16 protein-coding genes and 2 rRNA genes are annotated in these 26,307 nt (G+C 59.0%); 9 read left to right on the top strand and 9 right to left on the bottom strand.

The genetic code is table 11. The features are described 5' to 3' along the window. Positions 1–122 precede the first annotated feature (122 nt). Positions 123–1,484 (bottom strand): adenosylhomocysteinase, encoded by a 1,362-nt coding sequence (gene ahcY, locus Enr8_RS15935; protein ID WP_186767688.1) that lies wholly within the window; start codon positions 1,482–1,484, stop codon positions 123–125. 148 nt (positions 1,485–1,632) lie between these two features. Continuing rightward, the gene (locus tag Enr8_RS15930) at positions 1,633–2,298 is read right to left on the bottom strand and encodes a phosphoribosylanthranilate isomerase (RefSeq protein WP_146433261.1); all 666 of its coding nucleotides are present in this window, start codon (positions 2,296–2,298) and stop codon (positions 1,633–1,635) included. A 179-nt stretch (positions 2,299–2,477) separates the two neighbouring features. Between Enr8_RS15930 and Enr8_RS15925 the strand changes: the two genes are divergently transcribed. From Enr8_RS15925 to Enr8_RS15910, 4 genes are all read left to right on the top strand, one after another. Further along, positions 2,478–3,833 carry a hypothetical protein gene (locus tag Enr8_RS15925; protein WP_146433259.1) on the top strand — a complete coding sequence of 452 codons (1,356 nt, stop codon included), beginning with the start codon at positions 2,478–2,480 and terminating at the stop codon, positions 3,831–3,833. A 150-nt stretch (positions 3,834–3,983) separates the two neighbouring features. Then, complete coding sequence (locus tag Enr8_RS15920) at positions 3,984–5,432, top strand: ExeA family protein (protein ID WP_146433257.1); 1,449 nt, start codon at positions 3,984–3,986, stop codon at positions 5,430–5,432. Positions 5,433–5,452: 20 nt separating this feature from the next. Continuing rightward, positions 5,453–7,081, top strand: coding sequence for an SMC family protein (locus Enr8_RS15915; protein ID WP_146433254.1), 1,629 nt, complete (start codon positions 5,453–5,455; stop codon positions 7,079–7,081). A gap of 41 nt (positions 7,082–7,122) precedes the next feature. Continuing rightward, positions 7,123–8,073, top strand: a complete 951-nt coding sequence (locus Enr8_RS15910) for an SDR family oxidoreductase (RefSeq protein ID WP_146433252.1) — start codon at positions 7,123–7,125, stop codon at positions 8,071–8,073. Here Enr8_RS15910 and Enr8_RS15905 read toward each other — a convergent pair. Continuing rightward, the gene (locus Enr8_RS15905; RefSeq protein WP_146433250.1) at positions 8,040–9,356 is read right to left on the bottom strand and encodes an MFS transporter; all 1,317 of its coding nucleotides are present in this window, start codon (positions 9,354–9,356) and stop codon (positions 8,040–8,042) included. The genes Enr8_RS15910 and Enr8_RS15905 overlap by 34 nt on opposite strands. A gap of 105 nt (positions 9,357–9,461) precedes the next feature. Here Enr8_RS15905 and Enr8_RS15900 point away from each other — a divergent pair, with 105 nt between their 5' ends. The 4 genes from Enr8_RS15900 to acs all read left to right on the top strand — a co-directional run bounded on the left by Enr8_RS15900 (position 9,462) and on the right by acs (position 15,354). Then, the gene (locus Enr8_RS15900) at positions 9,462–10,223 is read left to right on the top strand and encodes a polyprenol monophosphomannose synthase (protein WP_246120100.1); all 762 of its coding nucleotides are present in this window, start codon (positions 9,462–9,464) and stop codon (positions 10,221–10,223) included. A gap of 962 nt (positions 10,224–11,185) precedes the next feature. Beyond that, on the top strand, positions 11,186–12,424 hold the full coding sequence (locus tag Enr8_RS15895; protein ID WP_146433248.1) for a DUF6807 family protein: 1,239 nt from the start codon (positions 11,186–11,188) through the stop codon (positions 12,422–12,424). A 7-nt stretch (positions 12,425–12,431) separates the two neighbouring features. Next, complete coding sequence (locus Enr8_RS15890; RefSeq protein WP_146433246.1) at positions 12,432–13,151, top strand: 3-keto-disaccharide hydrolase; 720 nt, start codon at positions 12,432–12,434, stop codon at positions 13,149–13,151. A gap of 247 nt (positions 13,152–13,398) precedes the next feature. Next, complete coding sequence (gene acs, locus Enr8_RS15885) at positions 13,399–15,354, top strand: acetate--CoA ligase (protein ID WP_146433244.1); 1,956 nt, start codon at positions 13,399–13,401, stop codon at positions 15,352–15,354. Positions 15,355–15,363: 9 nt separating this feature from the next. Here acs and Enr8_RS15880 read toward each other — a convergent pair whose 3' ends face one another. The 6 genes from Enr8_RS15880 to Enr8_RS15855 all read right to left on the bottom strand — a co-directional run bounded on the left by Enr8_RS15880 (position 15,364) and on the right by Enr8_RS15855 (position 22,882). Next, entirely contained in the window at positions 15,364–17,517 is a 2,154-nt protein-coding gene (locus Enr8_RS15880; protein WP_186767687.1) for a type ISP restriction/modification enzyme, read from the bottom strand. A 23-nt stretch (positions 17,518–17,540) separates the two neighbouring features. Continuing rightward, positions 17,541–18,254: a hypothetical protein gene (locus Enr8_RS15875; RefSeq protein WP_146433240.1), complete on the bottom strand. Its 714-nt coding sequence runs from the start codon at positions 18,252–18,254 to the stop codon at positions 17,541–17,543. Positions 18,255–18,396: 142 nt separating this feature from the next. Continuing rightward, positions 18,397–18,504, bottom strand: a 5S ribosomal RNA gene (gene rrf / locus Enr8_RS15870). Positions 18,505–18,717: 213 nt separating this feature from the next. After that, positions 18,718–21,594 (bottom strand): 23S ribosomal RNA (locus Enr8_RS15865). Between the two features lie 684 nt (positions 21,595–22,278). Continuing rightward, positions 22,279–22,716, bottom strand: a complete 438-nt coding sequence (locus Enr8_RS15860) for a DUF1349 domain-containing protein (RefSeq protein ID WP_146433238.1) — start codon at positions 22,714–22,716, stop codon at positions 22,279–22,281. After that, positions 22,646–22,882: a hypothetical protein gene (locus Enr8_RS15855; RefSeq protein WP_146433236.1), complete on the bottom strand. Its 237-nt coding sequence runs from the start codon at positions 22,880–22,882 to the stop codon at positions 22,646–22,648. Before Enr8_RS15855 ends, Enr8_RS15860 begins: the two co-directional genes overlap by 71 nt. Before the next feature lie 179 nt (positions 22,883–23,061). On the opposite strand from Enr8_RS15855, the gene mfd reads away from it, so the two are divergent. Beyond that, positions 23,062–26,295, top strand: coding sequence for a transcription-repair coupling factor (gene mfd / locus Enr8_RS15850; protein WP_146433233.1), 3,234 nt, complete (start codon positions 23,062–23,064; stop codon positions 26,293–26,295). The last annotated feature ends 12 nt before the right edge of the window (positions 26,296–26,307 follow it).

Genomic DNA, 26,307 nt, shown 5'->3' with positions numbered 1-26,307 from the left:
GCGGTGAAAACAAATCTGTGCGATAAGAACAAAAAAGGGGGCCGCGAACTATACGTCGCAGCCCCCAAGCCTATCTCAGGTCAACCTGCCCAGCCGATCTGGGCAAGGCCGATCGATTCGATTTAGTAGCGGTAGTGATCCGGCTTGTAAGGACCTTCGACCGGCACGCCGATGTAGTCGGCCTGGGTTTGGGTCATTTTGGTCAGCTTCACGCCGAGCTTGTCGAGGTGCAACCGGGCGACTTCTTCGTCCAGGTGCTTCGGCAAGACATGGACGCCGATCGGGTAGCTGTCGGAGTTCTGCCACAGTTCGAGCTGAGCAATCACCTGATTGGTGAACGAACTCGACATGACGAACGACGGGTGACCGGTCGCACAACCGAGGTTAACCAGGCGGCCTTCAGCCAGAACCAGGATCGAGTGACCGTCGGCGAAGGTGAAGCGATCGAGCGGACCGCCCGGCACCGAATCAGGCTTGATGGTGTCGCGGGTGATGCCCGGCGTCTTCAGCAGGTAGGCCATGTCGATCTCGAGATCGAAGTGACCGATATTGCAGACGATCGCGTCATTCTTCATCTGCTCCATGTGGGCGCCGGTGATGATGTCGCGGTTGCCGGTGGTGGTGACGAAGATATCGCCTTCGGCGACCGAATCTTCGACCGTCGTGACCTCGAAACCTTCCATCGCGGCCTGCAGGGCGTTGATCGGATCGATTTCGGTGACGATCACGCGGGCGCCAAAGCCACGCATCGACTGGGCGCAACCCTTGCCGACATCGCCGTAGCCGCAGACGACCACGACCTTACCGGCGACCATGATGTCGGTCGCACGCTTGATGCCGTCGGCCAGCGATTCGCGGCAACCGTACAAGTTGTCGAACTTGCTCTTGGTAACCGAGTCGTTGACGTTGATGGCGGGCATCTTCAGCTCGCCCTTCTTGAACATGTGGTAGAGACGGTGCACGCCGGTCGTGGTTTCTTCCGACAGGCCGCGGATCCCTTCGCATAGTTCCGGGTACTTCTGGTGAACCATGACGGTCAAGTCGCCGCCGTCGTCCAGGATCATGTTCAGCGGCTTACCGTCGGGGAAGATGATCGTCTGCTCAATGCACCAGTCGAACTCTTCGTCGGTTTCGCCCTTCCAGGCATAGACCGGCACGCCACGTTCGGCGACCGCCGCGGCGGCGTGATCTTGAGTCGAGAAAATGTTGCAGCTGCTCCAGGTCACCTCGGCGCCCAGTTCGATCAGCGTCTCGATCAAGACCGCGGTCTGGACCGTCATGTGAAGGCAACCGGCGATGCGGGCGCCCTTCAGCGGCTTGTCCTTGCCATACCGTTCGCGGAGCGCCATCAAACCGGGCATTTCGACCTCGGCCAGCTGGATCTCTTTTCGTCCCCACGCGGCCAAGCTAATGTCTTTGACTTTGTAGGGGAGCTTTTCAACTTGCGACACGGAGACGTCTCCTTCTTTGAATTGGTAAAACATGTGCGGCTATTCTTCGTTACACCGCAAAGCGAGCGGCTTGCGCAACGGCGCCGCGTACCCCGGTTACCTGGGGAATAGTTAAATGTAGCCAATCTTTAGTAAGTCCGTAAATGCCCGAACGCTAGCAAAGCCGGGTTTTACAGGGCTTTTACTCGCCCATCGCGATCTTCACATTTGCACAATAACTTGCCGCCAGTTGCAGATCTTTCCTGCCGGGCTCGCTCTCGACGCCACTGGCGGTATCGACCGCGGTCGGCCGCACTTGAGCAATCGCGGCCGAAACATTGTCGGGCGTCAGCCCCCCAGCCAGAACTAGACATTCGCAATTGAGCCACTGAGGCCAATCGACCAACGCATTCCAATCGGCGGTCTTCCCCGTGCCGCCATACGCGCTGGCCTGAAATCCGTCGATCAAAATCGCCGCCGGACGGCAGCCGAGATCGCCGCACCGCGAAAGGAACTGGGCGATCTCCACTTTCCAATCAGGGCCGCAGCGGAAGGCCTTTAAGATCGGCGGTGCGCCAAGTTGCCGCAGCCGAGCCAAATACTCGGGCGGCTCGTCCCCATGCAGCTGCACCCAGTCGAGCGATAATTTTTTGGCGACGGCGGCGACGTCCACCACATCGGCGTTGACGAATAGCCCCACCGCGGCGACTTCACTCGGGATCGCCTGGCGAACGTCCGGCGCGATTTCGGCTGAGAGGAACCGTTTGCTCTGGGGATAGAAATTCAGTCCGAGCGCATCGGCGCCGGCGGCGATCATCGCCTGGGCGTCTTGGACGGAGGTGATTCCACATATCTTGCGCTGAAACAACGAGCGACTCCGGCGGCTGCGGTGCGAGTTTCGAATTCCTCTATTTTACCCGGGCGATTTCGAAGTGCGAACCAACCGATTCCGATGGAGCGCAAGCGACTGGGCGCCGATGAATAGACAACGGCGTATTGTTGGCATGGACAGCTAGCATCCGCCAGCCCCAAGGATGGAGTGAGAACGTGGAAGACTCGGCGACGCAACCAGCCCGATCCAACGCAGGGAGTCGCGCCTACGCATTTGTCGTAACGGCGTTGGCGGTGATCGCGATCGGTCTCTACTTCTGTCGAACGCCGGTCGAGTCGGTCGTTGCCGAACTGGAAGTTCTTGTCTCGGCCGATCTGCCGGATGAAACGTCGCTTCTGAATGTCGTCGAGCAGGCCAAGACCAAGACGTTGTCGGATGACGGGTTGTCGCGGGTCGCCGAACAGACCAAAGAGGCGGACTCCACCCTCACCGTCGACCAGCTGCGACAGCGGATTGAGATTGCGATCACCCCCCGCGCTGGCGGCCATCACGCCGACGTCACTATTGCGACCACCGCCCCCACCACCGCCGCGGCGATCTCGCTGGCCCAACAGATCGGCGCAGCCTATCAACACGAGCTTGACCAGCATGCCGACGACCAGGCCAACCTGATTGGCGACGCGGCGATTCAGCTCGATCAATCGGCCCGCAGCGTCTTGGTCCAGTCGCAGCAGAATCTGGACGAGTTCGTTCAACAATATGGAGACGTCATCACCGGTCGCCAACCGCAGGTCGACGTCCAAGCCCCGGTCATCGAAGAGAATCTGCAGTGGCAAGAACTACAGCAACAGATCTCGGACCAAAAGTCGGAGCTGTCGGTCTTGCTGTCGCAGCGGACCGAAGAGCACCCGATTGTGATCAACGTGAAAGCGCAGATCACGGCGCTGGAAGCGCAGCTGACGCAAGTGCCGCGGTTCGCCGATCCCCCTCCTTCGGTCGAAGGCGCCCAACTGCCGCCGGTCAATGTCGAAAAGCTGAAGTCGGAACATGAACGTTTGAAGCAGGCGGTCGTGCAGGCTCGGATGTCGCTGCAATCGGTTGGCGGCAAACATCAGATCGCCGCCGACGGCCATCGCTTCTATACGTCGATCCAGGCGACCCCCGACAAGTCGGCGCACATCGTCGGCATGATTGGCGGCAACTTTCCGCTGCCGCGGGTCGGCATGTTGCTGGCGGTGGCGACGCTGCTGGGAGGCTTCGCCGCCCTTTGCGTTCCGACCGCCGATCAAGAGGCGATCCTGGTCAGCTCCGACGAAATCGCCGCGGCGGCCGGTGTGGCGATCGCCGCCGAGTTGCCGCTGGCCGGGGGACCGCAGTTGCCGCGCAAGCGAACGGCCACGCGCACGCTGGCGCGGTTTGCCATCGTCGCTAGCGAGTACTCGCTGGTAGCGCTGGTCGGATTGATCCTGGTGGCGTTGTTGGTCGATCCCGAGTTCACGCGGACCTTCACGCATGAGCCGTTCACGGCGATTTACAACGCGCAAGACCAACTTTGGAAGTTTGCAAACTAGCGAAGCCTTAGCAGATTCCGACTTGGTCGCGGTGGAGATCGACCCCTGTTTTTGCCGATGCTTGAAATGCACCCTGCGCAGCGCAAATCACTTCGACGACTTGGCTTGCAGTCGGCCATCAAGACCTGCACAGCCTAGGAAAAATAAGCAATGTACGAAACGTTCTATCAACTAACGCGGCGCCCTTTTCCTGCGGCCGCCGATGCCGCCTATTATTTTCCGTCAGCCGCGGCCGAAGCGGCCCGTAGCACGATGCGCCGTTGCCTGCATCGTGGCGAAGGCCCCGCCCTGCTGATCGGCGGACCGGGACTCGGCAAGTCGTTGTTGATGAAGGTGCTGGCCAAAGATCTGCAGTCGCAGCGACATATCTCGTTCCTGCAGTGCGGTCGAGTCTGCTCGCGTCGCGCTCTCCTGCAGGCATTGCTGTACGACCTGGGCCTCCCTTACCGTGGTCTGGAAGAAGGCGAGCTGCGTCTGTCGCTGGTCGATTTCCTCCATTCGTCCGAAGACGATCGCGAAGGGCTGATCATCTTTATTGACGAAGCCGACGCGCTGCCGACTCGCCTGCTCGACGAACTCCGCCTGCTGACCAACATCTCGCACAAGGGCGAATCGCTAGTCAGCCTGGCCTTGGCAGGCGGCATGATGATGGAAGAACGATTCGCCTCGCCGCGACTCACTTCGCTGAACCAGCGCGTCGCCGCACGCTGCTACTTGGAGACCTTCTCGAAAGCCGAGACCTCCGAGTTCATCCAATACCAGTTGGAAGAAGCCGGCGCCCAGCAGGTCGTCTTTTCGGACGAAGCGCTCGAGGCGGTCAGCCATGTCGCCAGCGGCGTTCCCCGCTTGATCAACCAGCTGTGCGATCACGTGTTGGTGCTGGCGTCGCTTGGCTCGCACAAACGAATTGACGCCAGCGGCATCGAAGAAGCGTGGGCCGACCTGCAGCAGATGCCGGGACCGTGGTCGACCAGCCAGCAAGAGTTCAACGCCCCCAAGAGCGAAGAGGGCGTGCTTGAATTCGGTTCGCTCGATGATGAGCTAGAGCCGCCGCAATCGGTCAAGTTCCCCTCGCGCATCACCGCCCCGCCGAAGCACAAGCGGGACGCGCCCGATGAAGACGCCGCCGCGACCTTGCGGATCGACGCGAACGAAGCCGACTTCGAGCCCCACGCGAACCTGACGCCGGAAGCGGAGCTTGAGTTCGAGAGCGCCTTCAAGAATCCGTTCGCAGAATCGTTCGACGCCGAAGAGGTGATCCTCGATCGTTACGCCACCCTCAGCGACGCCCGCGACGTGCTGAAGCAGGTCCATAGCCGCGAAGGGGTCGAGATCGCGTCGCTGCTAGAACCGGCGCCGGTGGTGATTCAGTCGAACCACGACTTGGTCGCGGCGGTCGACGTCGTCATGCCGCCGTATGCCAAAGACGAAGAGATCGTCTCGCGTCATGTCGCCGCGGCGCCAACCGGGCAGCCGACTCCGGCCGACGACCGCGACATTCTGATTATCGAAGAGCATGAATCCGATCCAGCCCCGGCCCGCAGCCGTCGGCGCGACTTCCGTCGGCTCTTCAGCAACCTTCGTCGCGAACACGCCTAAGGTAGCCGAGGCCTTAAACCATGTCGAAAATGCTCGACGCGTTGAAACGTCTGCAAGAGCAGGGCGCCGCCCCTGCGTCGACGCCGACGATCAACAACACCGTCGGCCAGGTCGACGCGGTTCGCGAAGTGGCGGCGGCGGTAGATCAGGCCGTCGCCGAGACCGAGCAGCGTCTCCGCGATGAGTATCAGCGGCAAATCGACGAGCGCGATCAGCAACTGGCCGAGCAGCGTAAGCGGCTCGAAGCGGAACTTGGCGCCGAGAAAACCCGCCTGCAAGAGCAACTCGCTCAGCTCGAGTCACAACTCGCGTCACACCAGGATGACGCCACCGCCCACGAAGAATTGCAGACCGAACTGCAGGCCGAGCTTGAGCGTCACCAGGCCGAGTCTGTCCAACGTCGCCAGGAAGACGAAGCTCGCTTTCGGAAAAAGCAGCAGGCGCTCGAAGCGAAACTGCAAGAGTTCGACCTGGCGCGACAGCAACTGACCATCGACGCCACCCGCCTCTCCGAACAACTCTCGGCCAAAGAGGCCGAACTGCAAGAGGTGCAACAGGCGATCCAAGCCGCGCCGACCGTCGATGAGCAAACGTTGCGGGCCAGCCTGAGCGACGAGCTAAGCAAACAGGCCGAAGAGTTCGCTCGCAAAGAAGCCGAGCTGAACGAGGCCCTCGCCGAGGCTCGCCAGACGGTCGAAACCCAACAGCAAGATCTGACCGAAGCCCGCCGTTCGCTGGAGAGCCACGAAAACGATCTGGCCGAGGTCGTTCGCCTGCGAGCCGCAGAAAAAGCGCAGCTCGAACAGGCTCGCCGCGCCGCCGACGCCAAAGCGGAAGCGGCCGAAGTCGCCGCCGCATCGGCCCGCGCAGCCGCTGCTCAAGCGAGCGCATCTCCGGCCAACGCTGCCGAGATCGCCCGCCCCGCGGAACCAAGCGAAGAACCTCACAGCGAAGCGACCCCGCCGCCTGTCCGCGACGCGAAGATCCCGATGCTGCTGCGTCCGTCGTTCACATCGGCGGTTCCCCGTCCCCATCTCTGCTCCTACGAAGAGCAGACCAAGGCCGATCTCCAAGATGCGCGAATCAGCGAACGTTACGAGCGACTTGCGCAGCCGACCAGCAAACCGACGTCGACGTTGTTTCTGTCGGCCGATGGGGGCGATGACGCGCACCAGGCCGGTTTCCACACGGCGCTGGCCGTCGCCAGCAAAAATCGCCGCGTCTTGGTGATCGACGGCGACGTGCATGGCAAGCAGCTTTCGCACCGGCTCGGACTGCGCGATTCGCTCGGGTTTTACGAGGTGATCCGCCGCGAGACGAAATTGTCCGAACGGGTCGTCGGCCTGCAATGCGGCGAAATTGACTTTCTGCCCGCAGGACGTAGCCTCTATACGGTGTCGCGCAGCGACCTCGAATCGGCCCAGGCGGTCTGGCAAGAGTTCAGCGAGATCTGGCCGCTCGTCATCCTGGTGGGGGAACACCCTGGCGCCGTTTCGACGGAACTGTACGCCGTCTTGTGCCAGTCGATCTACTTGACGGCTTGTTTGGGACGCGCCACAAAAGATGACGTGAAGGCGGCCTCGAAACGGATCGCCTCGATCGGCGGTCGCATCGAAGCGGCGGTCGCGATGAACGCCAAGTTGAAGTAACCCTTCGCCTGGCTGTCCCACATCCAACCTAGCAGCAAGACATGGCCAAGTATCTCGTTACCGGCGGCGCTGGTTTTATCGGATCGCACATCGTCGACGCGTTGGTCGCTCGCGGCGACGAGGTCCGCGTCATCGACAACCTCAGCACCGGCAAACGCAGCAATCTCGATCCGGTCGCCGATAAGATCGACTTTGTCGAAGGGTGCCTGACCGACAGCGCCGTCGTCGCCAAAGCGGTCCATGGCGTCGACGTGATCTTCCACCAGGCGGCCCTCGCTTCGGTACCGCTCAGCGTCGAACGTCCGCTCGACACCCACGCCCACTGCGTGACCGCCACCGTCAACCTGCTCAACGAAGCCCGCCAGGCGAACGTCCGCCGCGTGATCTACGCCGCGTCCAGCAGCGCCTATGGCGACGCCCCCACGCTCGCCAAACGCGAGACCGATCTCCCCAATCCGCTCTCCCCCTACGCCGCCGCCAAGCTCTCGGCCGAGTACTATCTGCAGGCCTTCTACCACACCTACGGCATCGAGACGGTCGGCCTCCGCTACTTCAACGTCTTCGGTCCGCGGCAAGATCCTGACAGCCCCTACTCGGCCGTCATCCCGATCTTCATCACGCTGCTGCTTCGCGACCAGCGCCCCGTCATTTACGGCGATGGCGAGCAATCGCGCGACTTTACCTTCGTCAAGAATGTCGCCCTGGCCAATCTCTCGGCCGCCAGCGCCGATGGCGTCGCCGGTCGCATTATCAACGTCGCTAACGGCCGCAGCACGTCGCTGTTGCGTCTGATCGAACTGTTGAATCGCGAACTCGGCACCGACGTCCAGCCCAAGCATGATCCGCCCCGAATCGGCGACGTCCGCGACAGCATGGCCGATAATACCCTGGCCCGCACGCTGCTCAACTATGAAGTCGAGATCGACTTCGAGACCGGCCTGCAAATGTCGATCGATTACTACCGGCAGTTGGTCGCTTCTCGTTCGGTCTGATCCGCTTCCGGATCGGCTATGGGCGCCGGCTCGATCGTTGGCGCCGTTTCCTCTTCGAGTTCGACGGCAAACTCTTCCCCAATCTCTTTGCGTCCCAGCGCCGCGTACAGAATCGTCGTCAGCGTAAAGGTGGCCGCCAGCGTCAGAAACATCGTCGGATAGCCCGGCAGGCCCTGCTCGTCGGCCCCGGTCACGATCGCCCCTTCCAGCGGATAGCCAACCAGCGAGCCAAAGTCGAGCGACGCCAACATCAAGTTGGTCCCCGTTCCGCGATACCGCCGCGGAAAGACCGTCGCTCCGCCAGCCACGACCGCCGGAAACAGAAACGCGTGCGCCGCGCCGCCAAAGACCGCCGGAAGCGGCAACATCCAATACGTCGTGACCGGCAAATAGGCGAGCATCGACAACACCAAACAGCTCATCCCCACGATCACCGTATTCTTCACGCCATAGCGATCGGTAAATTGCCGCGTCGCAATTCGCACGGTAAACGCGGTTACCGCATAGGCGAGAAAGAAATAGCGGATCTGGTTGATCTCCAGCGAGACGGCGAAGCTCCGCAAAAAAACCTGTGGCATCAACACGCCCCCGCCAACCACCATTCCCATCAGCAGCAACCAGCCCGGATGAAACTTGCGGACTAGCGTCGATAGCGGCGGATGCTCGTGTTGCGGGGCTCGTAGATCGCCGCGGGTCGCCAGGTAGGCGAGCAGCATCGAGGCGGCGAACATCGCCCCCGCGACATAGAACATCCCCTGGATCTGCCCAAAGGTGACCTCGCTCCCCTGGAAGATCCAGTCGCCGGTCGCCGGTCCGATCGCCGTGCCGATGAAGCCGGACGAACCAAGCACGCCAATCATCTCGGCCGTTCTGCCAGGCGGCGCTTTCAGTGAGACCGACGTTAGCGACGCGCTAAACGCCCCGGCCACGCTAATCATCATCCCGATCCGTAGCAGGAAAATCCAAGCCGAATCGAGACGCGCCACCGTCAGGTGCAATAGCACAAACAACGTGAGCGCAAACAGCGAGCAGAGCCACACCGTCCGCGGCCCAAGTCGATCGATCAGCCGCCCTTGCAGAAAGCGACCCAGCAATCCGCCGATCATCCCACAGCCAGTCACCAGCCCCAATTGATACGGGCCGCCGCCGAGATAGTCGATGAAATCGGCGTACCGAAACAAGCTGCTCATCCCGATGATCAACGCCAAATTGGCGCCGTAACCGAGCCAGAAGTCGCGATTGTAAGGATTTTCGGTAGAAAATTTGTCGCTTGTCGCGGACATGCAATCGTAAAGGTTGGTAAACAGGGGGGCCAATTCCAGCTATTATACGAGCTTGCCTCCCGTGACCAGCGGGCCAACTATCCCTTGTGGCGTCTCCTACCTCGCATGTCGAACGACCGCTCCCCTGCTCCTACCGTGCTGATTGCGGTCGCCACCTTCAACGAGATCGACAATCTGCCGCTGTTGGTGGCAGAGATCTTGGAAGCCGTTCCCGACGCCGACATCCTGGTCGTCGACGACGATTCCCCCGACGGAACTGGTCGGTGGTGCCAAGAGTTTGCCGCAACCGAGTCGCGTCTGTCTTGTCTGCATCGGTCACGTGGGGCGGGACTTGGAACCGCAGTGATCGCGGCGATGCGTTACGCGGTCGAGCAAGAATATGACCTCATGGTCAACCTCGACGCCGACTTCAGCCACACGCCGCAAAAAATCGTTGATCTACTCGCGGTCGCCAAAACGAGTGATGTCGACGTCGCGGTCGGCTCGCGTTACGTTCCCAGCGGCGGGGTCTACGGCTGGCCGCTGCATCGTCGGCTGATGAGCCGCGGCATCAACCTCTATACTCGAGTACTGCTACGACTCCCAGTTCGCGACTGCAGTGGGTCATTTCGTTGTTACCGCGTGGCGACGCTCGCCCGGCTCGACTTCGATCAGATCATCTCGAAAGGGTATTCCTTTTTTGAAGAGATCCTGTGGCGGCTCCGCCTGGCAGGGGCAACCTTTCGCGAGGTTCCTTACGTCTATGTAGAACGAGAACGGGGCTACTCGAAGATCAACTGGCGCGAAGCGGTGAAGGCCCTCTACCTGATCGCTCGGCTTGGGCTCGGCTCGATCTTCGGCTCGGCCCCCAGACAGTCGGCGCAATAGCCCCGCAGGCCGATCGCCACAGCAGGCGTCACCCCCTTCTTTTGGGTTGACTTTTTGCTCGCGACTATGGTATAAATCTGTCCAGGCATGCCGTAGGTTTACTCCTGCGCGCGAACTGCACTCGCTTGCGTTTCGCCGGTCCGTGGAGACGGGCTGAGAACTTGCCGCCGGGCGCCTTCGATCCTCGCTGGGAAGGGATCAAGCAGAAGCCCAACCGATCAACTCGCCATTTACGGTGAGAAATTGATCGCCGCGTGCGTCGCCCCGAAGACGTTACCTGCTGGAATGTACGCGCGAGGCAAATTGGCGGCGATTTCTGCGATCGTGACCGCAAGTCGAACACAACAACGCAAGTCGTTTTAAAACAAGACGTTATGACGCAATTATCGGCGACCGATCACCGCCGCAGAAAAAAAGGTGTGCGGTCCAGTCCACTACGTCGCGGAAAAAAAGAAACGGTCCGGTCCAGTCCAAAACTAACCCAAGACGCAAGCCGAGGGAATGCGGTCTCCCTCGATGAACGCTCGAGAAAAAACAAGAACGAGATGGTCCAGTTCCTAATCGAGCCGCTCAAAAAACGAAACAGTCCGGTCCAGTCGGCAATCCACTCGTAGGGTGCGTCGGGACGCACCACGAACCTGCCCAACCGCTCGTTTCGCCCTCGCGTGGCAACGCAACGCCGCACTTCGTTGCGTTGCCACGCGAGAATGGCACTTCGCCAACCGGCAGGATCTCGGTGCGTCCCGACGCACCCTACGAAAAAAATCCGCGCTACGGTCCGGTCCCACGACCCAACAATAGTCATTCCCCACACCCCACTTTAACAATTCCAACAATTCCGCCCCCACAACTGGGGTTCCCGGCCCTTGATTGAGCCTCGCTCCCAGGTTGTTTACCGACTGGCGGCGCCTTAATCTGAAGGGGAATATCCCGCCAAACCTTTCCCCCCAAGAGGTTTCCTGATGCTCCGTTGGCCAATTGCCATCGCGTTTTCGCTGCTGGTCTGCACAGCAGCTGTCGCCGCGCCGCTGAACCTACAAATCACCGCGTCCGACAAGGACGAGATCAACGTCCCGGTCACCGTCGCCGTTGCCAAGTCGATCGCCGGAGACGCCAAGGTCGCCACCATCGCTTTGTCAAACGGAACCGAAGTGGTCGGCCAGCTGACCGCCCCGAGTCTGCTTTCAATAGCGGACGCCGAGAAGGATCGCGAATTGACCTTCGTCCTGCCCGAGTTGGCCTCTGGCGCCGAGTTCAAAGGCGCCGTCGATTTTGGCGACAGCTCCGGCGGCGAGCAGTTTGAATGGAAAGATGAGCCAGGCAAATCGCTCGACTTGCTCTACGGCGACAAACCGGTCCTGCGTTACATGTACGAAGCGCTCGACGAATCGTCGAAGGAACGCCGCAACGAGACGTTCAAGGTTTATCACCACGTCTTTGACCTGGATGGCGAGAATCTGCTGACCAAAGGCCCCGGCGGTCTCTTCCAACATCATCGCGGGCTGTTTTACGGCTTCAATCGGATCAGCTACACCGATGATGGCAAGAAGCAAAACGCCGACGTCTGGCACTGCAACAACGGTGAGTCGCAAGCGCATATCGAGGTCGTCAGCAGCCAGGCCGGTCCGGTCCTGGGTCGTCAGCTGCTGAAAATCGAGTGGCGTGGTCGCAACGGCGAAGCGTTCGCCACCGAACTGCGTGAGCTGACGGTCTATCACACCCCGAAGGGACGCCTGATCGAGTTCGCCTCGCGACTCGACAGCCAAGTCGAAGACCTGAAGCTGGACGGCGATCCGCAGCACGCCGGTTTCCAGTTCCGGGCAACGCAGCATGTGCCTGACAATACCGCCAAAAAGACGTTCTACATTCGTCCCGACGGCAAAGGAAAGCCAGGTGCGTTCCGCAATTGGCCCGGCCAACAAGAGCATGTCGACCTGCCGTGGAACGTGCTTGTCTTCGAGGCGTTCGGCAAGACCTACTCGACCTGCTATCTCGATCGCCCGAGCAACCCCAAACCAGCTCGCTTCAGCGAACGCGATTATGGACGCTTTGGATCCTACTTTGCGACCGACGTTCCCCAGGACAAGCCGCTGGAGGTCAACTACCGCGTCTACGTGACCGAAGGGGAGATCTCGCCGGAAGCGATCGCCGAGTCGTCCGCCAGTTTCAATCAACCGCCGCAGGTTTCGATCGTTGAGTAAGACTTCGATGCGCAAGCAAATGGGCAAATTCGCTGCGCGTTTCCCGATGGGGATTATGGCGCTCGTCTTGTTGTCGACGAGCGTCTGCTGGGCCTCTCCGTTCGATAGCGGGCCAGACCAATCGGAAACGCAACTCTTCAACCAGCGCGACCTGCAGGGATGGCGTCCGGCAATCTGTTGCGACGCCGAGCGGCTTACTCCGGCGGAGCGCGAGCTGCTGTCGGATCTGGCCGCGCAAGATATGAACGTTCACTGGCAAGCCGCCTTCGGCATCTTGCAGTACGACGGGCGCGGCAAGCCGATCGAAACCGAGCGCCAGTTCGGCCCTTGCATCTTGTCCTTCCAATGGAAGTGCGATCCCTGTTCGACGGCGACGATTGGTTTGCCGGGCGACTGGAGCGTGGTCATTGGCGACGCCCATAGCGATGGCGCCGACGAGCGTCGATCATCGGGCGCGATCTACTGCGGTTGTCGCCGCATGGTCGAACCGCTTCGCTGCACCGATCAACCGCTGGGCGAGTGGAACCACATGACGATTCGCGTTCGCCAGCATCAGATCGACGTCTGGCTCAACGGCTGTCGCATCGCGATCGCCGACAACATCAAGCTGAACGAACAAGGTTCGATCACCATCGACGGAGGCCCGGCGCCCCTCTACTTGCGCCACGTAACGCTTCAGTCGCTGGAAGACCACCCTTCGCGTGAGTCAAAAACTCAACTCCCCTAGCTGCCGGTTGTTTTTTCAACCGGCAGCTAGATCGCAGGGATGCGATCTCAACATAGCGCCGCAAGGCGATATGTTGCGAGCCGTGAAGAGCTTTGCTCTGAACTTGGCGAGGTCGAAAAATGCCACGAGGGCGTTTTTTAACAGGCAAGTAAGGTTCGTTGACGGCCCTAGACTGCGCATCTAAAATTGGCTCCTTCCCCTTAGTTTTAAATTTAGAGATGCTTTTCATCTCGCGGAAAGACTGCTAATGGCAAATGAAACGTCAGGTCGCATCGACAATGTGATGCAAGAGGCCCGTGTATTTCCTCCGACCCCGGAATTCCAGGCCAAAGCCGCCATTAGCTCGATGGAGCAATATCAGCAGATGTGGGACGAGGCGAAGGCCGATCCCCCCGCATTCTGGGACGAAATTGCTAAGACCGACCTTCATTGGTTTGAGCCGTATCGCAAGACCTTGGAGTGGAACGAGCCGTTCGCCAAGTGGTTTGTCGACGGAAAAACGAACGCGTCGTACAACTGCTTGGATCGTCATCTGACGACGGAGCGCCGCGACAAGCCCGCGATCATCTGGGAAGGGGAGCCCGGCGACACGCGGACGCTTACCTACGCCGAGTTGCACAGCGAAGTCTGCCGCTTCGCCAACGGGCTGAAGAGCCTGGGCATTCAGCAAGGAGACGTCGTCTCGATCTACATGCCGATGACGCCGGAACTGGCGATCGCGATGCTGGCGTGTGCCCGGATTGGCGCGATTCACTCGGTGATCTTCGCCGGGTTCTCGGCCGAAGCGATCGCCGATCGCAACCATGACGCCAGCGCTCGCTTGATGCTGACCTCCGATGGCGCTTGGCGTCGCGGGAAAGAACTGTCGCTAAAGGCGACCGTCGATGAAGCGCTGGCCAAATCGCCGACCGTGGAAAAGTGCGTGGTGCTGAAGCGCATCGGCAACGATATCAACATGCAGGACGGCCGCGACATCTGGTGGCACGACCTGATCGAAAGCGTCAATGACGATTGCCTGGCTGAACCGTTCGACAGCGAGACCCCGCTGTTTATCCTCTACACCAGCGGATCGACCGGCAAGCCGAAGGGGATCAAGCACACCACCGCAGGCTACAACCTGTACGCCAAGAAGACGTTTGAATGGGTCTTTGATCATCGCGAAGACGACATCTATTGGTGCACCGCCGACTGCGGCTGGATCACCGGTCACAGCTATGTCGTCTATGGCCCGATGGCCGCTGGCGCGACTTGCGTAATGTACGAAGGCGCCCCGAACTTCCCCGACGAAGGTCGCTTCTGGGAACTGATCGAGAAGTACAAAGTCACGATTCTGTATACCGCTCCGACGGCGATTCGCGCCTTCATCAAATGGGGCGATGAGTGGGTCGACAAGCACGACATTTCTAGCCTGCGACTGCTGGGAACCGTCGGCGAAGGGATCAACCCAGAAGCTTGGATGTGGTACCACGAGAAGATTGGCGCGGGTCGCTGCCCGATCGTCGATACCTGGTGGCAAACCGAAACTGGGGGCATCATGATGTCTCCGCTGCCGGGCGCCATTCCGACCAAACCGGGCAGCTGCACCAAGCCGCTTCCCGGCATTATCCCCGGCATTTTCGACGAGAACAACGAACTCTGCGAGAAGAACCAAGGGGGCAAGCTGACGATCACCCATCCGTGGCCCGGCATGCTCCGCGGCATCTGGGGTGACGAAGCTCGCTACAAACAACAGTACTGGAGCAGCGTTCCGCACTGCTACCTAGCTGGCGACAATGCCCGCATTGATGACGACGGCTACTACTGGATCATGGGCCGGATCGACGACGTGATCAACGTCTCGGGCCATCGCCTGTCGACGATCGAAGTTGAAAGCGCTCTGGTTTCGCATCCCAACGTCGCCGAGTCGGCCGTGGTTGGTCGCCCGCACGACATCAAAGGTCAGGCGATCGCCGCCTTCGTCACGCTTCGCGACGCCGAGCCGAGCGACGAACTGAAAGCCGACCTGAAGCTGCACGTCCGCAAAGAGATCGGCGCCCTGGCGGCGCCGGACGACATTCGCTTTACCGCGGTGTTGCCGAAGACCCGTAGCGGCAAAATCATGCGACGTTTGCTGCGGGATATCGCCTCGGGCAAAGAGGTGGCTGGCGATACGTCGACATTGGAAGATCTCGCTTCGCTCGCCAAACTGCGCGACGAAGACTAAGGCGATCGATTAATCGAGTGGGCGGCCGTCGCGATCGACCATCGCGGCGGCCCATCCGCCTGACTGGGCAATCGCCGCATCAATCTGCTGACGCGTCTCGATCGTCGCCTTGGTGGCGGCGATGATTCGCCGGTAGGTTGCGACCTCCGCCGCCGACAGTTCGTAGCCCCGACGATCCTTCAGCCACTTCTCCAGCACCTGGTGCACGCCAAAGCGATATTTCCATAACAACGGCGACGCCTCCGCGATTCTTCGGTTTTTGCCGACCAGAATCTGCCCATCGCGATACTTGGGGTAACCCCGGTCAACGACAACCGCCCCGTCGCCATCGCTGGCCGGGTCGTCGTTGGGCAGGTGCAGATGGAAAAGCCGCTCGCCGCATGCGATCAACTTTTCCGCGAGCGACCATTGGCTAGGCCAGAAGAGCCGCGGGAATTCGATTCGCAATTGATCGGCATACCGCTCGCGATAGTCAGTTGCATGAAACAACGCGTAGATCAGCGCCGCCCAGGTTCGCGTGTCGATGACGTCACGCTTCCATCGCTTTCGGTGGATACCTAACAGTTCAGCCCGCAGATTGCTTTGATCGGAGATCGCCAGCGGCAAGATCGACTCATTGCCACGATTGTCGCTACGCAAGACGCCGTCGAGCGTGATCGCATTGGTAACGCCGAAGTAGTTGCACTCTTGCCCGGCAGGCATTTGCCGCCGCACGATCAGGCCGATCGTGTCGCCCGAGGCGAGAGAACGCATGATCTCACCCCGCGGCCAGTCGATCATCTCCGGCGTCCAGTAAATCCATCGATAGTCGAATGGGCGGTAGAGACAACGCATCGGCCGAGATTGCCAGTCAGTATCGGCCCGCAGCGCTGCCCGCGCTGCGGCGAGCTTCCAAGAGCGAGTATCGCCCGGGGGATACTTCCGGCCGCGACTGCTGGCAAAGTACCGGCGGCGCAGTACGTCATCCGACAGCTGATCATCGCGAAACTCACCAATCCGCGCAAGCAGTTCATCACGATCATGGTCAATGACGATCTTGTCCCGCGCGGTCACAACCGCGGAGGCGAACTTGTCGAATAGCTCGAGAATCGGGAGCCCACGCTCATACTCGCTGGCCCGAGCTTCGTCCCGAGCCAGAAAGAAGTAGTGCGGAGGCGAGACTTGGATTTTGTGGCGGGCGAGTTCGGCGATCGGTTGCTCGGACAACCACGCGAGCTTTGCCGTTCGAGAACCCCAGAGATCGCCGCGGTGAACGCTCGCCAGCGTCTCCCCTTCCCCGAACTTGGAGAACAACCCGATTGCGACGCCCTGCTCGATGGCGAAGACGTTCTCGTCATCGAGCGCCGCTGCGCTTTTTTCCCGCTTTTTGACGTTGCCATGCAGATCGACAATCTGAATCTGGTCAAAGCCGCGGAGCAGTTCCCATCGCATGCCGCGGAAGGTGGGATTGTCGAGATATCCGTGATTGGTCAGAAAACCGAGGACGCCGAAGCCGCTTCGATCAAGATGCCACTGGGCCAGCCGAAAGAACTGGACGTAGTCGTCATGCAGCCACAGCTTCTTTTCCCCCAGGGGCTGGCCATCGACGGCGTAGTAGTTTCGACCAGGCTGCCCGCCGCCGGTCATCAGCGATTTGAGCCAATCGCCCCGCTGGACGGTCGCCGCCAGATAGGGAGGATTGCCGATGATGGCGGAGAACCGCTCGTCGCGGTGCCACGTTTCCTCAGCGAGGGCATCGCCGACGCGAATCTGCAGCTGGGACGGGTCAACATCGGCGACGCCGGTTTCGCTCAAGACGGAGAGCAACCGCCATCGGGCCTCGGCGACTGCTTCCGCAAAGAGCTCGCAACCGTGCAACCGGGGCAAGATCCGCTCGCGCACCAAGGTGGGCCACGCCGATTTCCCCCCGACCTCACAGATATTTCGATAGATTTGCCGTAGCGCAGCTTCGAGAAACACGCCATCGCCGCAGGCAGGATCGAGAATCGATCCGGGCAGCGACTCGTCGGCCAAACCACTGCCAAGACCAAACTCGGATCGCAATGAGTGATCGACGGCCCGAACCATCGCCGCCGCAACTTCTGGCGGCGTGTAGTAGACGCCATGCCGCCGACGCGACGCCTCGTCGGTTTGCGCTAACCGCGATTCAAAATTACTGCCCACGGACAACGCCACGCTGCCGGGCACTACTTCATCGGGGGAAGCGATGGCTCGTCACCCAGGTTGAGCTCGAAGTCTTTCCCTTCCTTTTTCAGCGTGACCCCGACGATTTCGTCGTCATCGTCAAACATGACTTCCAATTGGCCGCGTCCTTTGTCGCCGACAATGTCGTAGATGTACAGATTCGGGTCATCCTCGGAGATGGAGTCGCCCAAATTCATCTCACATTTCTCGATCTCGCCGATCTCCTGCCGAATCGACGGGTTGTTGTCGATCAGTTCGGTCACTTCGGGATCGGTCGTCCAGTCGTCCTTCAACATTTCCGGATCAAACGTCAGCTCCCACTCTTCGTCCCCTTTGTGCAACACAATCTTCTCGACGTCGTCACCCGCCTCGTGGACGTAGAGCGAACCGCTCCCCTTGTCGCCGCTGACATCAAAGACGAACACGTCATCTCCGGCCGACATCGACCCGGACCAATTGATCGAGCACGAGGAAACGTCGCCGATCTCCTGCCGAAGGGTCTCGTCTCCCTCCACCGCCGTGGCAATCATTTCGGCGCGTTGATTCATGGCCCACTGCATAAGACCGCCGCAACAGCCGCAGACAAGCAAGAACGGAGCAAACACCGCAGCGACAATGCACCCACCAATCCCAAAGATCCAGCCAGCGCCGCTCGACTTCTTTCTCGGCGGTTGCGCATAGGGGTCATTCACGGTGAAGCGATCGTCATTGCTCATGAGAATCTCGGAGGTCGCGGGAGAGGTACAACTACTCCGAAGAGTATAGCGGGCAACACTTTCCATCGCGAAGGGAAACTTGCCCCCCAGCGCACAAAAAAAGCCCCAACCGATTTGGTTGGGGCTTTGGAAGTGTAAATAAATCCGGCGATACCTACTTTCGCGCTTTTGGCACTATCATCGGCTCGAAAAGCTTGACGGCTGTGTTCGGAATGGGAACAGGTATGACCTTTTCGATATGGTCACCGGAAAAGGCTTGCACCAACGTGTGGGCTGATGCGAGCCTGATGACTCATGGCAAACGGCGGACCGAGTGATCGGTCCGCAGCGTAGTGGCCACAAGTCGCCTGCCTGAAGCATTGAAGCTTCTTCAATCGAGCTCACCCGAAGGTCGAGCTTAAGCAAGCGACGAATTGATTTTTATAGAGAACGCAAATTCTCGAGTGAAAAGCGTTGAATATAAGTGGTCAAGCTTTCGTCCGTTAGTACTGGTTAGCTGAACACATTACTGTGCTTACACATCCAGCCTATCAACCTGGTCGTCTTCCAGGGGACTCTCGCACTAAAGTGCTTACGAATTCTCATCTTGGAGCGGGCTTCACGCTTAGATGCTTTCAGCGTTTATCCTTTCCGACCATAGCTATCCAGCCGTGCCACTGGCATGACAACTGGGACACCAGAGGGTCGTCCTTCCAAATCCTCTCGTACTAAAGAAGAACCTCCTCAAAATTCGTACGCCCACAGCAGATAGGGACCGACCTGTCTCACGACGGTCTGAACCCAGCTCACGTACCACTTTAATCGGCGAACAGCCGAACCCTTGGGAGCTTCTACACCCCCAGGATGTGATGAGCCGACATCGAGGTGCCAAACCGCATCGCCGCTATGGACGCTCGGATGCGATAAGCCTGTTATCCCCGGAGTACCTTTTATCTGATGAGCGATAGCCCTTCCATACGGGACTACCGGATCACTATGACCTACTTTCGTACCTGCTCGACCGATAAGTCTCGCAGTCAAGCACCCTTCTACCATTGCGCTCTTTGCCTGATGGCCAACCAGGCTGAGGGTACCATTGCACTCCTCCGTTACTCTTTGGGAGGAGACCGCCCCAGTCAAACTGCCCAACTGACACTGTTCCCTGTCCGGATTCACGGATATTCAGGGTTAGAGCTAAAACATATTCAGGGTGGTATTTCAAGGACGGCTCCTTCGACGCTGGCGCGCCGAGATCAAAGCCTCCCACCTATCCTACACAGAACATATCTCAGACCAATATCAGCCTACAGTAAAGGTTCACGGGGTCTTTCCGTCTAACTGCGGGTATGTGGCATCTTCACCACAACTACAATTTCACCGGGTCAGTGGTTGAGACAGTGCTCCAGTCGTTACGCCTTTCATGCAGGTCGGAACTTACCCGACAAGGAACTTCGCTACCTTAGGACCGTCATAGTTACGGCCGCCGTTTACCGGGGCTTCGGTCGCGAGCTTTCACCCTCTTCCTTAACCTACCGGCACCGGGCAGGCGTCAGACCCTATACATCCTCTTGCGAGTTAGCAGGGTCCTGTGTTTTTGATAAACAGTCGCCAGAGCCGATTTTCTGTGGCCTCCAACAGCGTGAACCGTCAGAGGCACCCCTTATCGCGAACTTACGGGGTCATTTTGCAGAGTTCCTTAACCACTGTTCTCCCGAGCGCCTTGGTCTACTCGACCTACCTACCTGTGTCAGTTTTAGTACGGTTAAAACGCCTTCAACCCTTAGAAGCTTTTCTTGGACGTCCTGCTAATGATTACCTCAAAAAGAGTCAGATCGACAGCTTGTATTCCGGGAGCGGATTTTCCAATCTCCCCAACTTGCTGCAAATCACGGGCTGATCCACCAGCCCGATCACAGTTCGGACGCCGTCCCTCCATCGGTCCAACGTTCTAGCGCAGGAATATTAACCTGCTATCCATCGTCTACGCCTTTCGGCCTCGACTAAGGCACCGGCTAACCCTGGGCGGAATTGCCTTCCCCAGGAAACCTTAGGTATTCGGCGAACAGGATTCTCACCTGTTTAATCGTTACTCATTCCGGCATAATCACCCGATAGCCCCAACACCGCTCCTTTCGGTACGGCTCGTATCTGACTATCGGCGCTCTCCTACCACTTTCGTCCGCTGCTTCGGTGAAACGCTTACTCCCGATCATTATCGGCGCAGAATTACTCGACCAGTAAGCTGTTACGCACTTTTTAAATGGTGGCTGCTTCTAAGCCAACATCCTGGTTGTCACAGTAATTCAACCTCCTTAGTGACTGAGCGTTTCTTCGGGACCTTAGCAGACGGTCTGGGTTGTTTCCCTCTCGACCACGAAGCTTATCCCCCGTGGACTGACTCCTGAGATAGTCGCACCGGTATTCGGAGTTTGGTCCGACAGGGTACCCCGGGAAGGGGCCCCAAATCGATTCAGTCTCTCTACCCCCGGTACGTAGTGGCTCAAGGCTAGCCCTAAAGCTATTTCGGAGAGAACGAGATATCTCCAAGTTTGATTAGACTTTCACTCCTCCCCACAAGTCATCCCCTCGGTTTTCAACCCAAGTGGGTTCGGTCCTCCACGCGGTATAACCCGCGCTTCAACCTGCTCATGGGTAGATCACTTGGTTTCGCGTCTACAGCCTACGACTAACGCCCTATTCAGACTCGGTTTCCCTCTGGCTTCAGTCCGGAAGACTTTAACCTGCCGCAGACCGTAACTCGCCGGATCATTATGCAAAAGGCACGCCGTCACCCAATAATCGGGCTCCGACCGCTTGTAAGCGTATGGTTTCAGGTTCACATACCTCCCCTAGCAGGGGTTCTTCTCATCTTTCAGTCGCCATACTGAGTTCACTATCGGTTATCAGAGAGTATTTAGCCTTACGGGATGGTCCCCGTGGATTCAGTCCAGGTTTCACGTGCCTGAACCTACTCAGGTATCTCTCGGGAGGCGAATCACCTTTCGTTTACCGGGCTGTCACCGTCTGTGGCCGACCTTTCCATGTCGTTCAACTAGTTGTTCGCTTTGTAACTCCCATGTGAGAGACCCTACAACCCCGTGGGGAAAATCCCCACGGTTTGGGCTATTTCGCTTTCGCTCGCCGCTACTGACGAAATCGAGTTTTCTTTCTCTTCCTCCAGGTACTGAGATGTTTCAGTTCTCTGGGTTAGCCACTTACACCTATGTATTCAGTGCAAGTCATTCAGGAATCCCGGGATCAACGTTCGTTTGACAACTCCCCCAGGCTTATCGCAGTCTTCCACGCCCTTCATCGCCTTCTGATACCAAGACATCCCCCATACGCCCTTAATAGCTTGACCACAAATATTCAAAGCTTTCCGCCGTAAATATTCGCTTTAGCTACCGGACCTACTGGTACGCCGACGCCTCGCGGCGGCGACGCCAATTAGATATCCGATCCGTTTTAACGATATTTTTCGCTCGAGAATTTCACCTTAAGTGATCCCCAGCTTGTAGAACTGGGGACCCGGTTACTTTTGCATTCTCTATAATTCTCACGTTTGCCTAGCAGCCGCAAACCAACCAAACGACCCTGCTCTCGCAAAGCCCGTCAAGCTGACCGCAAACCACGTTCGCAAACGTGATGAATGCCATCTACTTCATTTGCCAAATTGTCAAAGATCGCTTTTGTCGCCTCTCCAGTTTGGAGCAGCGTCTCCCTGTTAAGGTATTGCCCTCAACGAGAAGAAAGGAATTTACGGGATCCCTGACCCAGTGTCAAACGGGGGCAGCGCCGAAATCAGAAAGTGGATCGAAAAGATCCACCGCCAGAGCAGGTAAGATACGCGATACACCCCTGTTTTCTCGGGGTTTTCCGCGAATCGCGTTTTGTGAAAATTTTTGGAAGATCGGCCCCTTTCGAAGCCACGCCGTCGCTACCTCGCATGGCGCGAGCGCGGAATTTGGGGGTCGAAATCGAACCTTTTCCAGCCGCCCGCACCAAGTCGCGCGCTTTGTAATACGGGCAGCCGAGGGAATTGGTTCTATATGGCCGCAGCGCCCAGCAAATAGAAGTCGCTGACCGTCGCCGAGAACTCGGTCTTGGTCGAGTTGAGCGCGAAAACGCCGACTTTGAGGTCCTGCAGAAACGGCATTCGCAGCGATGTATGGCGACGCCATTGGGTTCCGTCGTCGCCAATCCACAGAAATACCCGATCCGCACGGCGTTCTAGCCGCAGCCACATTGGCTGACCGTTCCAGGCCAGGTTGAAACCACCCGCCAGCTTTCCCTGCTCGTACAGCTCGGCCGAAGCGAAGGTCGCTTTCGCTTCTCCGACGGCCGATCGAGTCCAGCGAAGGAAGTTCTGCTCGTCTTGCGAGACGAGCAGGCCGGCAGCGACGTAACTCGACTTAATCGTCCCTGTTTTCTCGGCGTGAATCGAGGATCTGAAGTTCGACGACGAAATCCCCTTTGACGTCACGCATTACGCGAGGCGCCGAGGTGTCGCCAATAATCGGGTTCAGATTGTGAATCCCTGGCGGAACGTGAAAGTCGAGCTTCCCCTGGTTCTGTTCAACCGGACAATCTCCCTTCGGGTCGACCAATTCGCCCCAATCGGCGACATCCGCCTTGAGTAGTGTCGTCATGCCAAGTGCCCACGCCAAGCCGACCAGCAATTGCCATCTGCGCATCGCAAAACCCCTTTCACGCCATCCGAAACGAACCGAAAACTCGCCAGATTGCAACGCCATTGGGGGGCAGGAGGCGAAATTTGGTTCGGACTTGGCGAGCGGGGCCTGGGAAACGTAAAATTTCGCTCAATCGCATGGCAACTGGGACCACCCTAGAATCGGCGGCCGCACAACTGCGTAGCCTGCCGCAAGGACTCGCTGAAAGAACGGAGTTCCGCGAACTCGTCACTCAAGTCGCCGCCGGGCGGAAGGGGACGATCGAGGGAGTCTGGGGTTCAGCGTGCGCGCTAGTTGCCGCGGCCGCCCAAATCGACGCTGCCGGCCCGATGTTGGTCGTCTGTCCGACGCTGGCCAATATCGATGACGTCTACGATGCCTTGCGAACATTTACCGAAGCTTCGGTCGTGCAATTTCCCGCGTGGGAATCGGATCGCAGCGAGCGTCTGCTGCACGACGAGATTTACGGACGTCGACTTCGCGTTTTAAAGCAGCTGACGCATGGTCCGCCGCCCAAGTTCATCGTCACCAGTATCGAGAGCCTGCTGCAGCCGGTTCCGAGCGCCGCAAACGTTTCAGCCAATAGTCGCCGCGTCGTCGCCGGCGATCAGCTGGACCTGGAAGAGCTTGCCCAATGGCTGGTGCGGCATAAATTCCATTCGACCAGCGCCGTCGAGTTGCCCGGCGAATTCTCGCTGCGCGGCGGAATTCTCGACGTTTTCGCCCCGGATTGGGAACAACCGGCCCGCATCGAACTATTCGGCGACGAGGTCGAATCGATTCGCCAGTTTGAGATCGAGACGCAGCGAAGTCTGCATCCGCTCGACTCGGCCGAAATCACCGTGCTGCGGTACGGGAAAGGGCAGACCGGACACTTTTCCGATTACCTGCCAAGCGCCTCGGTCTGCGTATTGATCGAGCTGGAACGGATCAAGGAATCGGCCGAGCAATATCTCGATCGCCTGGAACGGGTCGAAGACAAGTTCGGCTTACCGGAGACGATGCAAAAGCTGCAGCCGCTGGGCACGCTAAGCCTGTCGAGCGTCGCAAGCGGGCATCTCGACGCGAGTTTGACGCTTCACTTTGAGTCCGTCGAACAGTTCAGCGGCGAGATCGAACGCGTGCGCGGCGAGCTCGAAGCGCTGAGCACCGGGCAAGACGTCTACATCATCTGCCAGACCGAAGCGGAGATTGAACGCCTGCAGGAGATCTTCCAGGGAGGCGAACTGCAGCAAAGCGGGCGACTCCACTTTTCGCTGGGCCGGATGCCGCAAGGCTTTCGCTATCGCGAAGAGAGCGTCGTGCTGGTCAGCGGCGATCAGTTGTTCCATCGCGTGCGTCGCCAACGCCCGGCGACGCGCAAACTGGGAAAGGTGATCGACAGCTTCCTCGATTTGCGGAGCGGCGACCTGGTCGTTCACCTTGCGCATGGCATCGGCCGTTACCGCGGCCTGAAGATGATCGAGAAGCAGCGGCAGGTCGAAGAGCATCTCGAGATCGAGTTTCACGGCGGGACCAAAGTTTACGTTCCGGCCTCCAAAGTCGACCTGGTTCAGAAGTATGTCGGTGGGTCGAAGACCCGCCCACCGTTGGCCAAAATCGGCGGCGTTACTTGGCAGAAACAGAAGAAGGCGGTCGAACAGGCGGTGCACGACCTGGCCGGCGAACTGCTGGAAGTGCAGGCGATGCGCCGTAGCCGCCCAGGCATCGCTTTCTCGGCCGATACGCTCTGGCAGCGGGAGTTCGACCTCTCGTTCCCTTACGAAGAGACCGAAGATCAATTGGCGGCGATCGGCAATATCAAGTTCGATATGGAACAGCCGCGACCGATGGACCGGCTGCTGTGCGGCGACGTCGGTTTCGGCAAGACCGAAGTCGCCATGCGGGGCGCGTTTAAGGCGGTCGACAATGGCTATCAGGTGGCCATTCTGGTGCCTACCACGATCCTGGCCGAGCAGCATTACAAGAGCCTGCGGCAGCGAATGGCGGAGTTTCCGTTTACGATTGCCCGGCTCAGCCGCTTCGCCTCGGCAGCCGAGCAGCGTGACGTCGTTCGCGGGCTGAAGGAAGGCTCGGTCGACATTGTGGTCGGTACGCATCGCTTGGCGTCCAAAGACGTCCGTTTCCAAAACCTGGGGCTGGTGATCATCGACGAAGAGCAGCGATTCGGCGTCGAAATCAAGGAGAAGCTCAAACAACTGCGGACCACCGTCGACGTGCTGACGATGACGGCGACGCCAATTCCTCGCACGTTGCATATGTCGCTGGTTGGCGTGCGGGATATCTCGAACCTGGAAACGGCGCCGCAGGATCGTGTCGCGGTCGAAACGAAGGTTTCTCGCTGGGGAGACGAACTGATTCGCCATGCAGTGCTGCGCGAGTTGTCGCGGGGCGGGCAGGTTTATTTCGTCCACAATCGAGTGCAAGACATCCAACTGGTCGCCGCCAAACTGAAGCGAATCGTCCCCGAAGCGAAGATCGGCATCGGCCACGGTCAGATGCCGGAAGGGGCGCTTGAGCAGGTGATGGTCGATTTCGTTGAAGGGAAATTCGACCTGCTGCTAGCGACGACGATCGTCGAAAGCGGGCTCGACATTCCCAACGCCAACACGATCTTCGTCGACGAGGCGGATCGGTACGGCCTGGCTGACTTGCATCAATTACGGGGTCGCGTCGGGCGGTACAAGCATCGGGCCTATTGCTACTTGCTGCTGCAACCGGGTCGGCATCTGAGCCCGGTCGCGGCAAAGCGGCTGCACGCGATTGAGGAGTTCAGCCACATGGGTGCTGGATTCGCGATCTCGATGCGGGACTTGGAAATCCGTGGCGCCGGCAATATCCTCGGCACCCAGCAAAGCGGCCACATCGCGATGGTTGGGTACGAACTCTACTGTCAGCTCTTAGAAAAGGCGGTGCGACGGATGAAGCGAATGCCGCCGCAGATTTCAATCGACGTCGACGTCGATCTGCCGGGCTCCGCCTTTTTGCCGGACACCTACATCAGCGACATGCGGCAGAAAATCGATCTCTATCGCCGCATGACCCGGGTTGCTAGCGACACCGACATTGCAAACCTGAAGGAAGAAATGCTCGACCGCTTTGGGCCGTTCCCTGATCCAGTCGAGCGGATGCTGCGCCTGACGGAGATCAAGCTCGACGCCGCATTTTGGCAGATCAACGCGATCTTCTTGGAGGACGACTACCTTGTCTTTCAGTACTCGGATCGAGGCCGCGTCGAACAGCTAGCAAAGCTACATGGTCGCAATTTCCGAATCGTTGACGACAAAAGCGTTTACGTCCCACTGAAGACGAGCGACGCGGACGCAGACGCTATCATCAACACGGCGAAATCTATCTTGCAGCCCAGTTGATCTCTCTCTATT

This window comes from Blastopirellula retiformator (assembly GCF_007859755.1).
Classification (GTDB): Bacteria; Planctomycetota; Planctomycetia; order Pirellulales; family Pirellulaceae; genus Blastopirellula; species Blastopirellula retiformator.
Note: the sequence above shows the minus strand (reverse complement) of the source record. Positions and strands in the feature narration are given on the sequence as shown.